This is a genomic window from Meishania litoralis (assembly GCF_042611095.1).
GTDB classification, from domain to species: Bacteria; Bacteroidota; Bacteroidia; order Flavobacteriales; family Flavobacteriaceae; genus Meishania; species Meishania litoralis.
The window spans coordinates 406,840-421,678 of sequence record NZ_JBHFPV010000002.1; the positions used below are offsets into that span (position 1 = coordinate 406,840).

At 43.0% G+C, this 14,839-nt stretch carries 12 protein-coding genes; 9 read left to right on the forward strand and 3 right to left on the reverse strand.

The features are described from left to right. The first annotated feature begins 14 nt into the window (after positions 1-14). Positions 15-791 carry a hypothetical protein gene (locus ACEZ3G_RS10925; protein ID WP_432425525.1) on the forward strand — a complete coding sequence of 259 codons (777 nt, stop codon included), beginning with the start codon at positions 15-17 and terminating at the stop codon, positions 789-791. 75 nt (positions 792-866) lie between these two features. Continuing rightward, the gene (locus ACEZ3G_RS10930; protein WP_432425526.1) at positions 867-1,385 is read left to right on the forward strand and encodes a DUF7935 family protein; all 519 of its coding nucleotides are present in this window, start codon (positions 867-869) and stop codon (positions 1,383-1,385) included. 10 nt (positions 1,386-1,395) lie between these two features. Here the strand turns inward: ACEZ3G_RS10930 and ACEZ3G_RS10935 are convergent, their stop codons facing one another. Both ACEZ3G_RS10935 and ACEZ3G_RS10940 read right to left on the reverse strand, forming a co-directional pair. Continuing rightward, the gene (locus ACEZ3G_RS10935; RefSeq protein ID WP_432425527.1) at positions 1,396-2,307 is read right to left on the reverse strand and encodes a patatin-like phospholipase family protein; all 912 of its coding nucleotides are present in this window, start codon (positions 2,305-2,307) and stop codon (positions 1,396-1,398) included. Next, positions 2,304-4,394 (reverse strand): M1 family metallopeptidase, encoded by a 2,091-nt coding sequence (locus ACEZ3G_RS10940; RefSeq protein WP_432425528.1) that lies wholly within the window; start codon positions 4,392-4,394, stop codon positions 2,304-2,306. The genes ACEZ3G_RS10935 and ACEZ3G_RS10940 overlap by 4 nt, the downstream gene beginning before the upstream one ends. A gap of 387 nt (positions 4,395-4,781) precedes the next feature. Here ACEZ3G_RS10940 and ACEZ3G_RS10945 point away from each other — a divergent pair, with 387 nt between their 5' ends. Continuing rightward, positions 4,782-5,081, forward strand: coding sequence for a GIY-YIG nuclease family protein (locus tag ACEZ3G_RS10945; RefSeq protein WP_432425529.1), 300 nt, complete (start codon positions 4,782-4,784; stop codon positions 5,079-5,081). Between the two features lie 270 nt (positions 5,082-5,351). Then, a complete protein-coding gene (recG, locus tag ACEZ3G_RS10950) occupies positions 5,352-7,481 on the forward strand; it encodes an ATP-dependent DNA helicase RecG (protein ID WP_432425530.1) in 2,130 nt (709 codons plus the stop codon). Positions 7,482-7,535: 54 nt separating this feature from the next. On the opposite strand, the gene ACEZ3G_RS10955 is transcribed toward recG, so the two are convergent. Next, the gene (locus ACEZ3G_RS10955; RefSeq protein ID WP_432425531.1) at positions 7,536-8,645 is read right to left on the reverse strand and encodes a DUF2911 domain-containing protein; all 1,110 of its coding nucleotides are present in this window, start codon (positions 8,643-8,645) and stop codon (positions 7,536-7,538) included. Positions 8,646-8,866: 221 nt separating this feature from the next. Here ACEZ3G_RS10955 and leuC point away from each other — a divergent pair, with 221 nt between their 5' ends. The 5 genes from leuC to ACEZ3G_RS10980 all read left to right on the forward strand — a co-directional run bounded on the left by leuC (position 8,867) and on the right by ACEZ3G_RS10980 (position 14,833). Further along, positions 8,867-10,282, forward strand: coding sequence for a 3-isopropylmalate dehydratase large subunit (gene leuC / locus ACEZ3G_RS10960; protein ID WP_432425532.1), 1,416 nt, complete (start codon positions 8,867-8,869; stop codon positions 10,280-10,282). A 103-nt stretch (positions 10,283-10,385) separates the two neighbouring features. Further along, a complete protein-coding gene (gene leuD, locus ACEZ3G_RS10965; RefSeq protein ID WP_432425533.1) occupies positions 10,386-10,982 on the forward strand; it encodes a 3-isopropylmalate dehydratase small subunit in 597 nt (198 codons plus the stop codon). 55 nt (positions 10,983-11,037) lie between these two features. Beyond that, positions 11,038-12,552, forward strand: coding sequence for an alpha-isopropylmalate synthase regulatory domain-containing protein (locus ACEZ3G_RS10970; protein WP_432425534.1), 1,515 nt, complete (start codon positions 11,038-11,040; stop codon positions 12,550-12,552). Between the two features lie 163 nt (positions 12,553-12,715). Beyond that, positions 12,716-13,771, forward strand: coding sequence for a 3-isopropylmalate dehydrogenase (gene leuB, locus ACEZ3G_RS10975; RefSeq protein ID WP_432425535.1), 1,056 nt, complete (start codon positions 12,716-12,718; stop codon positions 13,769-13,771). Positions 13,772-14,017: 246 nt separating this feature from the next. Further along, positions 14,018-14,833 (forward strand): sialate O-acetylesterase, encoded by an 816-nt coding sequence (locus ACEZ3G_RS10980; protein WP_432425536.1) that lies wholly within the window; start codon positions 14,018-14,020, stop codon positions 14,831-14,833. Positions 14,834-14,839: the final 6 nt, after the last annotated feature.

Here is a 14,839-nt window from a genome sequence, read left to right on the forward strand (position 1 = left end):
AATTGTTATCATTCATGAAGAAAATTATACTCTCGCTAAGTTTTGTTCTGCTACTCACTGCCATTGGCTCGGCGCAAAAGAAAAGTGAGCTGATCGCTCAAATAAACGGATTGGAAAAAGAGCGCGATTCACTTAAATCTTTGGTGACCCTGGCCCAAAAAAATGAAAAAGTAAGCACGGCAAGGGCCGAGTCTTTTGAAGCACAGGTAAGTGAACTTCAAGACGCCAATGCCACGCTGCTAAAAAACCTGAACAGTTTTGCCGAGGTTTCGAATAAAAACTCGAACATTGTCAACAGTGCAATGGCCAGCCTTGAAGCCAAGGAAAAACAATTGAAAGACATTAAAGATGCGATCAGTTCGAATGATTCAACCGCTATCGTGGTCTTGACCAATGCCAAACAGACTTTGGGGGAGAATGCCAACATTTCGGTATCGAACGGCGCGGTAGTGATTTCAGAAAGTCTGAACGCATTATTCGGTAGTGATACGGGCACCGCGGTCACCGAAAAGGCCGAAACTTTTTTGGGTCAATTGGCACAAATATTGAGCGTCAATCCCGAGATCGCCCTGACCGTAGAAGGACTTAGTATGACCGGGAATCTTGATTTGCCGGCAAAACAGGCCGCTTCTGTGGCAAGCGTGCTGCAAACCAAGTTTTCAGTTGATTCCAGTAGAATAAATACCTTGGGAAGAGATGGCAATCTGAAAGAGGGGGTTCTGTTAAAATTGCACCCAAAGTACGATGCTTTTTATCTTATGGTAAGGGAAAGTATGAAGAATGGTGGTTAGCGACTAACACCTAACAAGCACACATAATTTTTATTATTTTCCTGCGTTCTAGTTCCGTAACCAATAACCAAAACAATGTCAGGAGAACAAATATTACAAATGTTCGGTTTTCTTTTACCGGCCGTCGTAACCGGTGTCGTTGCCTTTTACTTTTTCAAGATGCACACCAAGAACGAAGAGGGGCGTCGCCGTTACCTGTTGCACAAAGACTCTCAAAAAAACACGCTTCCTATACGCTTACAGGCCTATGAGCGCATGGCCTTGTTCTTGGAGCGCATTTCAATTCCGAGTCTAGTGGTTCGCGTGGCCCCAAAATCGTCAAACAAGAACGAATATGAAAACTTGCTCATAAAAAGTATAGAAAACGAATTTGACCACAATCTTTCGCAACAGATTTATCTTTCAGACGAGTGTTGGAACATTATCAAGGCTGCCAAAAGCGCCACCATTCAAATGATCCGTAGGGCAGGTATGAGCGAGACCGATTCTGCGGATAAACTTCGTGAAGATGTGCTAACCGAAACCATGGACAAACAATCTCCGTCGGCGACGGCGCTCTCTTTTGTAAAAAAAGAGATAGGTGAACTTTGGTGATAACCCGAAACTACTCTAGGTCTGGTTCGATTTGATTGAGTTCGGTGTTCTTGAACTTGGCAAAGTTAAATCCGCTTTCCCACCACACCGTCATTTTTTCCTTGTTAAAAATCAAAGAGTTCGTAGTCAAAACTGTCGGTGTATAGTAAAAGTTTATAATGGCATCATTATGGCCTGCCACAAATTTTCCTATCCGTATGTTTTGATGTTCTATGCGATCCAGCATAAATCCGAACATCGTGGTCAACAATGAGAAGGCATTTTTTGATGGCATTCGATTGAACATTGTCGTTTCGGTCTGTAGAATGATCGCATCGACTTGGGTCGCCCCCCTTTTTATGGCTTCCTCTATGGGAACCATATTGCCCAATCCTCCGTCGGCATATTCACATCCGTTTTTAAGAGCTAGTGACATAAATGGTGTATAGTTACATGAAATCCATACCCATTCACAGAACTCATCATAGCTACAGTCGTTTATCGATTTATATTCGACCTGGTTCAACGAAAGGTTCGAGACCGTAACGATTATTTCTTTAGGCCCATTTTTTAAATTCTCGAATTCGTCAATTGTAAGTGTATTCTTGATAAGTTCCAATAGATTGTGGCTCTCTCCGAAAGTTTTGCTGCCCTTATAAAAATTTTTGAAGACGTTCCAGTGGTTGATCGCTATGTTATCGACACCATGTTTTTTCTGGATAATGAACGGGCAGTTACTAAAAATACTGTCTTGGTCTACAGAGGTATATACTTCTCTTATCTTATCGATTTTTTGAAGTGCCAAATGTGATATCAAGAGGCTACCGGTTGATGTGCCCAAAAAAAGATCGTATTTATGGCCGAGTCCCTGCATGAGGTATTGGGCTACACCTCCTGCAAAGGCACCTTTGCTTCCTCCTCCTGATATGACCAAGGCTCTCATTCCAAACTCAGTTTTGTACTTAGGTAACGGGTTTCTTTGACACTTAATTCTTGGGCCAGCTTTTTGATTCTGGTTCTATAGTCGTCATCCTCTAGCAGGCCGTTCAATAAATCTCGTGTATATTTTCGAAATTGCCAAACATGATGGTCTGTGGCACCAATGAGATTTATCAAACTCGTATCGTTAAAGCCAAAGGCTTCTTTCAGATAAAAAAATGCTCCCTGTCGAACCTCAAAGGGATATTCGGGATTTGTGTACGAACTCAATTCATCAAAATAGCTCTTGGTCTTTACCGATTCAAAACCCTCGGTCAAAATGGCCAAGGTCAACCACATTAAACGAATGTTCTTATTTGGGAGGCCGACAACATTTCTGGTACGGTCCAAATAGTTTGCCCTTTCTTCGGGATAGGCCTGCCATAGGCTAAAAAGCGCATTTTCTTTGGTTATATAACTTTTGTCGTTCAATAACGACTCCAATTTTTCCTTATCGAGAAACTTGGGCAAATCGCGTCCGGAAAAAAGTGCCTGCCTGACCGGAATCGTATCGGAGTCGAACGCCTTGGCATAGATTGCATCGGGAAGTGAGGTACGATAATAGTTCAGCATATATTTTTTGAGGTGGACGGAGTTCGTAGCTTCCCAATACTTCAAATAATCAATGTCATCACTTTGCGACTGATTTAAATCCATTTCCAAATCGAACGATAATTTCAAGGACGGGGATTTTTCGGCCAATTTCGCTTTGGCCTTTTCAAATGGAAATTCTTTATTGTTCAACCATTCTTCCTGGAAGTCAGTCAAGTCTCTGCCGATTGAAATTTCCATTTCCTCCAAAAAATCATCGACGGTAACATTTTTGAATCCATATCTGTTCAGATAGGACCGTATTCCCTTTTTGAAAGCATCGTCACCGATTTCATCTCGTAACATGAAAAGTGCCCAGGCCCCTTTTTCGTAAAACGTCAAACTGCTGGCCTTGGGGTCGAGCAGACTTTGCCCTCCCCCCTTTTCGGCAACCTCTCGAAGCTCTTGCGCCGTGTGATAAAGCTTCCAATAAAAATGGTCGTCACCAAAAAGGTGTTGTTCCGCCAAATAGGCATAATAGGTCGCAAAACCTTCATGCAGCCAATGGTGTTCACCATCTTTTTCGGTAACCAAGTTGCCGAACCACTGATGCGCCATTTCATGGGCATTGACATTGACATAGTTCTTATCGACAAAAGCCGTGGAATCGATAACATACTGATCCGAGAATATCGTAACGGTAGTATTCTCCATTCCTGCATAGAGAAAATCATGTACGGGAACTTGCTTGTAGTCTTGCCACGGATACGGTACGCCTATTTCTTTTTCTAAAAAATCAAAAATCTGTTTTGTATATCGATAGGTCGGTTCTGCCCGTAAACTATCAGACGGGTAATAATAATTTTCTATGGGGATGCCACTTGCCGATTTCAATTCTTGTTTTTTGTAATCTCCGATGGCAAAAGCCAACAAATAGCTGCTCATGGGGTTGCGCATGCCGAAGATCCAAGAATGTTTACCATGGTAGGGAAATTCACTTTCTGTTATCAATTTACCGTTGGTTAAGACGGTTAAATCTTTATTGGTTGTAACTGTAATGTCAAATTCTACCTTCTCTTCCATATCGTCGAAACTCGGTAGCCAATAGCTAGTATATTTGCCCTGGCCTTGGGTCCATACCTGTTCATTTCCCTCGATTTCATCGTCCCAACCCGAAAAGTAAACCGTTTGTGTCGGTCTTACCGAGTAATCGATTGATAGTTCGTGTGATTTTCCTTTTTTGAAATTCGTATAAATTGAAATGGTTTTTCCGTTGTTCGAAAACTTCACTTTTTTATCATCCAACTCGATGTTCTTCAATTCGATATTTTGGGCATCCAAAAAGACGGAATCCACATTTTCAAGTATCTCAAAAGAATAGGTGACCTGACCAACAATTTTTTTTTCATCTGGTTTTGGAACAACCATGATTTCTCCTCTTATAAAATCGACCTTATCCTGATGTTGGCTCAATCCCAAAAAGGCAACGAAAAGAAAAAAAAGCGATAAGAATCGTTTCATGTTGTGATAAGTACAAAGTCAAGACCAAATTTAGCGTTTTAGTCATTTCGATGGATGAACAACTGAGAAATCGCATCCTTATGACATTAAAACATGTAGTTTCTCTGAAAAAAAGTATGGGATTTCTCCCTGTGGTCGAAATGACTGTCGGCGTCATTTCGAGAAAGCGAAGCGACCGAGAAATCACATCAAGTGAAGTCAAATCGATACTGATTATTTTAGAAATGGATTATGGGATTTCTCCCTTCGGTCGAAATGACTGTCGGTGTCATTTCGAGAAAGCGAAGCGACCGAGAAATCACATCAAGTCTAGACGGTAATCAAAAAGTCTAGCCGAATATGGGTTATGGGATTTCCCCTTACCCTTGAAATGATCTATATTGACAGATGCTTTCCAATTACTTTGTTTACATAATGACCAACGAATATCGGACTACCCTTTATATCGGAATGACCAACAATATTCAAAGAAGAATCGCCCAGCATTATTTTGACAGTCAAAATGCAAGAAAATCGTTTGCAGGTAAGTATAATTGTATTTATCTGGTCTACTATGAATGTTTTGATGCTCCCAAAGACGCCATCGCTCGCGAAAAAGAACTAAAAAAGTGGCGGCGGGAGAAGAAAAACAGGTTGATCTCAACCTTTAATCCCAAATGGGAAACCTTGAATAATCAGGTCATCTAGTCATTTCGAAGAAGGCACGACCGAGAAATCGCATCAAGTGGATTAAATTGATAATGATTGTTTTAGAAATGGATTATGGGATTTCTCCCTTCGGTCGAAATGACTATCGGTGGTATTTTGAGAAAGCGAAGCGACCGATAAATCGCATCGAGTGAAGTCAAATCGATACTGATTAATTTGGAAATAGGCTATGGGATTCCTCCTACGTCGGAATGACAAAGGTGAATTTGCATGCTTGGGGGTTAAGGGGCTTATTCCTAATTTAGCCCTATGAGTGTCAATTTACAGACCCCGATCGTCTATTTAAAAGGTGTTGGCCCAAATCGTGCCGAAACACTGCAATCGGAACTGGGCATTCAGACTTTTCAGGATTTGTTGAATCTCTTCCCGAACCGATATATCGATAAGACCCAGTATTATAAAATCGGACAATTGCAGCGAAGCAATGCCGACGTACAGGTTGTTGGAAAAATCATCCACATAAAGACCGTCGAACAAAAAAAGGGGAAACGTTTGGTCGCCTCTTTTGTAGATGAAACGGGCGAAATGGAATTGGTATGGTTTCGCTCACAAAAATGGATCCGTGAAAACCTCAAAATCAACGAACCCTATGTGGTCTTTGGAAAATGCAATTGGTTCAACGGTAAGTTTTCGATGCCCCACCCCGAAATGGAGTTGTTGAAGGACCATCAAGCAGGACTCAAAATCGCAATGCAACCCATTTATCCCTCAACAGAAAAATTGGGCAACAAAGGCATTACGAATCGGGTCATCAGTAAATTGTTGCAACATCTTTTTTTGGAAACAAAGGGAATGTTTTTGGAAACCCTTTCTCCTAAACTTTTGCATGAACTGAATTTACTGCCCAAAAACAAGGCCCTCTTTAATATTCATTTTCCGAAGAACCAAGACTTGTTGGCAAAAGCACAATTTCGATTAAAGTTCGAAGAACTGTTCTACATTCAATTGCAGTTGATTTCGAAGAAAATGTCACGCAAGCAAAAAATCAAGGGCCTTAACTTTGACCAAGTCGGGGATCTCTTCAATGATTTTTATCAAAACCATCTGCCCTTTGAATTGACCAATGCCCAAAAAAATGTCATCAAAGAAATTCGGGCAGACTTGGGAAGCAACGCTCAAATGAACCGATTGTTGCAAGGCGATGTGGGATCCGGAAAGACCATCGTTGCCGTAATGACCATGCTTCTCGCCATCGATAACGGATTTCAGGCATGTCTTATGGCACCCACCGAAATACTGGCGAACCAACATTACAATGGCATAAAAGAATTGTTGAAAGGCACCGATATAACATGTGCCCTGTTGACCGGTTCGATAAAAAAATCGGCCAGAAAACCGATTCATGAACAACTTGAAAACGGCGAATTACAGATCTTGATCGGCACCCACGCCCTACTCGAAGATAAGGTTCAATTTAACAATTTGGGATTAGCGATCGTCGATGAGCAACATCGATTCGGAGTGGCACAACGGAGCAAACTTTGGCATAAGGGAAGCACAACAACCGGGGAGATTCGAGGGGCTATTCCGCCCCATGTCCTGGTCATGACCGCAACGCCAATTCCACGTACTTTGGCCATGAGTCTTTATGGTGATCTGGACATTTCGGTAATCGATGAGCTTCCGCCGGGCAGAAAACCGATCAAAACGGTTCATCGCTTTGATTCAAATCGCTTAAAGGTTTTCAGATTTATTCGGGATGAAATCAAAAAAGGAAGGCAAATCTATATCGTCTATCCGTTGATACAAGAGTCCGAGGCTTTAGACTACAAAGATTTAATGGATGGCTATGAGAGTATCGTTCGCGATTTTCCACTTCCCGATTATCAAATTTCAATCGTACACGGTAAAATGAAGCCAGCCGATAAGGACTATGAAATGGAACGCTTTGTAAAGGGAGAGACCCAAATAATGGTCGCCACTACGGTCATCGAAGTCGGAGTGAACGTACCCAATGCCTCGGTCATGATAATCGAAAGCGCCGAACGTTTTGGCCTATCTCAGTTGCATCAATTACGGGGGCGTGTCGGTCGAGGTGCCGACCAGAGTTTCTGTATTTTGATGACGGGTCATAAATTATCCTCTGAGGCCAAAACTCGCTTGGAGACCATGGTCAAGACCAATGATGGTTTCGAAATCGCCGAGGTAGATCTCAAGCTACGCGGCCCCGGCGATTTAATGGGCACTCAGCAAAGTGGTATTCTCAACCTAAAGATCGCAGATATCGTAAAAGATAATGCTATCTTAAAAAGTGCCCGATATTATGCCATTCAAATCCTGAAAGACGACCCGATGCTGGAAAAGCCTGAAAACAGGGCAATTCGCCACGCCTATACCCAATTGCTCAAACATAAGAACATCTGGAACTATATAAGCTAGATTAAAAAAAGCCCATCGATCGATGGGCTTTTTTTTTACAGGATTCAATCCACTTTAATTGATATCCTCATTGTTTTGAAGCTTTATCAGATAACCGGCAATTGCATCTTTATTGGGTTGGTCAGGTGCGCGCCCGGCAGCAATTTTCAAATGCTTTAGAGCAGTTTTGTATTCGCCGTTTGCCGCATACCCCCTGGCTAGTCCAAAGTCTACGGGCCATTGTCCTTTATTCATTTTCGCGTTTTTCTTAAACACCTCGAGAGCCTTATCCTTTTGGCCTTGCGCAATGAGTTGTCTTCCATATCCATGTATTTCGAAAACATTGCCCATGGCCATTGCCTCTTCCATTATTTTGTCAGCTTCGCCCGATCGACCCATTTTTGAAAGAATCTGCGCCTTGGTACTCAAATTGGCAAAACTTTTTTGACTGTAAAACTGACCCGCTATGGCATTGTCGATCCAACCCAAGGCTTCGTTAAGATCACCCCCATTGTTCAAGGCATATCCCGCAGCTTGCTCCCAGGTCTGCCGATTAAATCCCGGAGAGTCTTGCAATTTTTTTCTGATATCGGCCAAAACTACATTGGCCACATCAACTTCGATTTTAAAGGGAATCTGTTTTTTCTCCCATTTCAAGACGGCGACGGTAGAATTTGAGGAAACCTGATCAAAAGTAAAGGTGAGTTGCTCGGTATGGGAAACTTCACCGGTCTCAACTTCAACTTTCAGTACATCCTCGGAAGGTTCATAGAAATAACTTCCCCATGCCGAGCTATTCTTTGAAAAGATGATATCTGCCTTTCCATTCTCATAAATGACCATATGTAAGCCATATTTACCTGCAGGTAGGTCCTCCCCCTCAATTTTTACATCATCCGTAAACTTGATTGTCGTATTTTCGTTAGCTCCGGCCCGCCATGGCGACTCCTTGGCCGTTCCAAAACCTAAATTATTCATCCCATAGGGGACTAAACTACCCCAAACTTGCCTTTCATTGACACTTGGCCTGGAATATACTATCGAGATATCGGTAATACCGATGCGCTGCGATACCTTTGCCATTTGACTACCTCTTGGTAAATCGAGCTGAGCTGTAACGTTCGCGCTCAGCAAAAGCATTCCTAACATTGTCAAAATGCCGCATTTCATGTAAAATTGTTTCATAAGTTCGTTTTTTGTTGATTTAACGTTGATTTAATTGTTCTTTGACAAGGTATTTATACAAAGAAGTCAAAATAGTTAGTGTTCTGTTAAAGTAAAGAGGTGTGCTGTTAAAAAACTATATGAACAAATGTGGCCAAGCGTTGAACATCGTAATTTGTTAATGGAAAAATTTCCAAAAACTACTGTTTTCATTAGCTTTGTTGGCTTAGAATTTTTAGAAAATGAGTACGAGAAAAACACTTTTTGATAAGGTATGGGATTCACACGTTGTGAAGCATATTGAAAACGGCCCTGATGTTTTGTTCATCGACCGTCACATGGTTCATGAGGTAACCAGTCCTGTTGCTTTTTTAGGTTTAAAAAATAGGAATATTCGGGTCATGCACCCCGAAAAGACCTTCGCAACGGCCGACCACAATACCCCGACCATTAACCAACACTTGCCAGTTACCGATCCGCTTTCGGCGAATCAATTGAAAATGCTTGAGGAAAATGCCACTGAATATGGTATTTCGTATTGGGGATTGGGCCATGAAAAAAACGGGATAGTGCATGTTGTAGGTCCCGAATACGGCATTACCCTGCCCGGTGCCACTATCGTATGCGGAGATTCGCATACCTCTACGCACGGGGCGTTTGGTGCCATCGCCTTCGGCATCGGCACCTCTGAGGTCGAAATGGTCTTGGCCTCGCAATGCATTATGCAGCCAAAGCCCAAAAGTATGCGCATCAACATTACAGGCGAATTACAGTATGGCGTAACCCCTAAAGATGTTGCATTGTTCATTATCTCACAATTGACCACCTCGGGCGCTACGGGCTATTTCGTAGAATATGCCGGAGACGTCTTCAGTAACATGACGATGGAAGGTCGTATGACCGTTTGCAATCTAAGCATCGAAATGGGTGCCCGTGGCGGTATGATCGCACCCGATGAAACTACTTTTCACTATATCAAAGACCGTGAGTTCACACCCAAGGGAGAGGCTTGGAACAAGGCAATGGATTACTGGCAAACACTTTATACCGATGAAGGGGCCGAGTTCGATAAGGAACTGACGTTTGACGGTTCTCAAATCGAACCTATGATAACCTACGGCACCAACCCTGGTATGGGCATGGGTATCTCCAATGATATTCCTAATTCCGATACCATTCAAGGAGGAGTAGCTTCCTATAAAAAATCATTGCAATACATGGCCTTTGATGAAGGTGACACCATGATCGGGAAGCCTATCGATTTCGTTTTCCTTGGAAGTTGTACCAACGGAAGAATCGAGGACTTCAGGGCATTTGCATCCATAGTTAAAGGAAGGAGAAAAGCGGAGAATGTGACGGCGTGGTTGGTTCCCGGAAGCCATAAAGTAGAAGCGGCCATAAAGGATGAAGGTATCTTGGATATTCTTACCGAAGCCGGTTTTGAACTGCGCGAACCCGGTTGCTCGGCCTGCTTGGCCATGAACGATGACAAGGTTCCCGCAGGTAAATATGCCGTAAGCACATCGAATAGAAACTTTGAAGGTAGACAGGGGCCCGGCTCGAGAACCTTATTGGCAAGTCCGTTGGTTGCGGCGGCGGCGGCAGTCACCGGAAAAGTGACCGATCCACGAGAATTAATGGAAAAAGAATTCGCATAACGAATTCGGCTATTGGCGGTCGGCCTTTAGCAAAACAAAATAATTATTTGGGCTAGCAGCTAACGGCCAATAGCGAACAGCCATCAACGAACAACAAATTATTATGGCATACGATAAATTCAACATACTAAAAACGTCCGCGGTACCGCTTCCAATAGAAAATGTGGATACCGATCAAATCATTCCGGCCCGATTTTTAAAGGCCACTGAACGAAAAGGTTTTGGTGATAACCTATTTAGGGATTGGCGGTATAATTCCGATGATTCCCCAAAGCAGGATTTTATCCTGAACAATCCCATATACAGCGGGAAAATTCTGGTGGGAGGCAAAAACTTTGGTTCCGGCTCCTCCCGAGAACATGCGGCTTGGGCCATTTATGATTACGGATTTCGATGTGTGGTCTCAAGCTTTTTTGCCGATATCTTTCGTAACAACTGCCTCAATATCGGTGTATTGCCGGTTCAGGTAAGTCCGGAGTTTTTGGACAGGATATTTCAGTCCATCGAAGCCGATCCGAATACGCTGTTCGAAGTCAACCTACCGGATCAATCGATTACCATTTTATCAACGGGCGAGCAAGAACTTTTCGATATCAATGATTACAAGAAAGAAAATCTGCTCAATGGCTTTGATGATATCGATTATCTGTTGAATATCAAAGAAGACATTCGTGAATTCGCCAAGAGCAGACCGCTCTAAAAACGCTTATTTCTTCAAAAACTACCGAAACACATAACAACGGGAACGGCAAAAAATGAAAAAGCGAACTATCGAGATAATGGACACGACCCTTCGCGACGGGGAACAAACGTCGGGAGTGTCATTTTCCGCCTCGGAAAAATTGACCTTGGCCAAACTATTGCTCGATGAACTGAAGGTCGATCGCATCGAAGTGGCGTCCGCAAGAGTATCTGAAGGAGAATTGGAAGCCGTAAAACAGATTACCCATTGGGCATCAGAAAACGGTCATCTTGAAAATATCGAGGTGTTGACATTTACCGACGGCGGGGTATCACTTAAATGGATGGAAAAAGCAGGTGCCAAAGTGCAGAACCTTTTGACCAAGGGCTCTCTGAACCATTTGACCCATCAACTTAAGAAAACGCCCGAACAGCATTTTTCGGAGATCGGAAAAGTATTCTCCAAAGCCGAAAAACAGGGAATAATCAATAATATTTATCTGGAGGATTGGAGCAACGGAATGCGCAATTCCCCGGAATATGTTTTTCAATTCCTAGATTTCTTGGCTACCCAACCGGTCAAGCGTATTTTATTGCCCGATACCTTGGGCATTCTTACGCATACCGAGGTATTTGAGTTTGTTTCACAGATTATCGAACGATACCCCGATCAGCATTTTGATTTTCACGGGCACAATGATTATGATTTGGGCGTGGCCAATATCATGGAAGCCGTCAAGGCGGGCTGCCACGGTCTGCACCTGACCGTTAACGGAATGGGCGAACGCGCGGGCAATGCACCGATGGCCAGTGCCATTGCCGTTATCAATGATTTCTTGCCGGGGGCCAAGATTTCGGTAAACGAAAAAGCGCTTTATAAAGTAAGTAAGTTGGTCTCCGCTTTTACCGGAATAAGCATTCCGTCGAACAAGCCCATTGTGGGCGATAGTGTTTTTACACAAACTGCTGGCATTCACGCCGATGGAGACAACAAAAACAATCTTTACTTCAGTGATCTGATGCCCGAGCGTTTTGGCCGAAAGCGAAAATATGCGCTGGGCAAAATGTCGGGCAAGGCCAATATTCAAAAGAACTTACAAGAACTCGGTCTGACCCTTAATGACGACGAACTCAAAAAGGTTACGGCCCGCATCATAGAACTGGGCGACAAGAAAGAGCGGGTGACCAAAGATGATCTGCCCTATATTATTTCGGATGTGTTGGATACCGATTACCAACAAAAGGTATTTGTAAAATCGTATGTGCTGACGCATTCAAAAGGACTCAAACCATCCACTACCCTTTTGCTGGAAATCGATGGAAAGACTTTTGAGGAGAGTGCCCAGGGCGACGGACAATATGATGCCTTTATCAATGCATTACGAAATATTTACAAATCGCAGAAAAAGGATTTTCCAAAATTGACCGATTATGCCGTTCGAATTCCTCCGGGAAGTAATTCCGATGCTTTATGCGAAACCGTAATTACCTGGCAATTATTCGAAAAAGAATTTACGACCCGTGGTTTGGATTCAGATCAGACAGTAAGTGCCATCAAGGCGACGGAGAAGATGTTGAATATCATATAGAATTTCAGCATTTAGACGTGAGTAGTGAGAAAATTTCCGTCCTAAATCGAATTTCCTTTTTCAGGATAATTAAACTAAGTTGCCGTTCATTTTAAAGCCCAAAATCCAAACAAATCAAAAAAAAATTCTCAATACTGAAATCTTATATCTCAATACTAATTAAATGAAACTAAATATTGCCCTTTTGGCCGGTGATGGAATCGGCCCTGAAGTAATCGACCAAGCCGTTAAAGTATGTGATGCCATAGCAACAAAATATGACCACGAAATTACATGGAAACCCGCCTTGACCGGTGCGGCCGCCATCGATGCCGTTGGTGAGCCTTATCCCGATGAGACGCATTACGTCTGTGCCAATGCCGATGCGGTGTTGTTCGGCGCAATCGGACATCCTAGATTTGACAATGATCCTTCGGCCAAAGTCAGACCAGAACAAGGGTTATTGAAAATGCGCCAAAAATTAGGCTTGTTCGCCAATGTGCGTCCAACTTTTACTTTTCCTTCCTTGATCGACAAATCACCCTTGAAGCGTGAACGCATCGAAGGAACCGATTTGATTATTTTACGTGAATTGACCGGAGGTATCTATTTTGGCGAACGAGGCAGAAAAGACAATGGCGATACCGCCTTCGACACCATGACCTACCAACGCTTTGAAATCGAGCGCTTGGCAAAAAAAGGTTTTGAAATGGCGATGAAACGTTCGAAAAAATTGTGCTGTGTCGATAAGGCCAATGTTTTGGAATCATCGCGATTATGGCGAGAAACCGTGCAAGGCATGGAAAAGGACTATCCTGAAGTAGTGGTCTCCTACGAATTCATCGATGCTGTGGCCATGCGATTAATACAATGGCCCAAAGATTATGACGTAATCATTACGGCCAATCTGTTCGGTGATATCTTGACCGACGAAGCTTCGGTGATTTCGGGTTCTATGGGCTTGATGCCTTCTTCATCCGTGGGCAGTAAAGTATCGCTATATGAACCTATTCACGGATCGTACCCGCAAGCGGCAGGCAAGGATATTGCCAATCCGTTGGCGACCGTACTTTCGGCGGCCATGCTGTTCGAAGACATGGATCTTACCGATGAGGTAGAGGCGATTCGCAATGTCGTGAACAAATCGTTGGCAGAAGGGTTCGTCACCGAAGACCTTGCAGACGGAGGAAAATCATATAAGACCAGCGAGGTCGGTGATTGGTTGGCGGAGAACATTTGATAGCAATAGCTTCGGAAAATGTGTAAGAGGCTGTCTAAAAAGTTTTGCCGAATGTCATATTGAGCTTGTCGAAATACTCTAACTTGTTGAAAATCAAAAATCGGTTTCGACAGGCCCAACCTGACAACAAGGCCAAATATAACTTTTTAGACAGCCTCTTATTTTTCTACTATTCATAAGATTGGCGTTAGCACGATTATTATATGCAGGTTTTTATAAATTGCATGGTTACTAGAACATCGTGTTGTGAAAAAAAACTTGATATTATCACTGATCATTGTTCTCGTTCTATCTTGTAATTCCGAAAAAAGAACGCAGAACTTTCCGAAGACCCAAGTGTTGGTCTCCTCACCGCCGGATCAAGAAGAAATCTCGGTCTATATCATGGCGGGACAATCGAATATGGCCGGTCGCGGTCTGGTTGCACCGAAAGATACGATACCGCATGAACGATTATTAACGACCAATGCCAAGGAACAACTGATCTTGGCCAAAGAGCCATTGCATTGGTACGAGCCGCCCAGAACAGGACTGGATTGTGGTCTCTCTTTTGGCCGTTCTTTGCTTGATGGGAATCCGAATGAATATATATTGGTACTCCCGACTGCAATCGGCGGGAGTTCAATACAGCAATGGATAAACGACCTTGAGCATCATGATGTACCCTTGCTGAGCAACTTCAAAAACATGGTACGGTTCGGTAAAAAATATGGTACCATAAAAGGAATCATATGGCATCAAGGTGAAAGTGATACCTTAAAGGATGAGGATTTGGAAAAATACCCGGAACGGCTTTCCGTTCTTTTCCAAAAATTCAGAACTATCATTGGCAACGACTCTTTGCCCATCGTACTAGGGGAACTGGGAAGTTTCAACAAGCATAATGCAAGATGGCAGCAAATCAACAAAGCCATTCATGATTACACGAAAACAGATCCGTTTTCTGCCTATATCAAGACCCAAGACTTGCAGCACAAGGGCGATAGCATCCATTTTGATGCCAATGGCCAAAGGGAAATGGGAAAAAGGTTTGCCAAAAAAATAATGGCATTACAACAATAAGTTCCC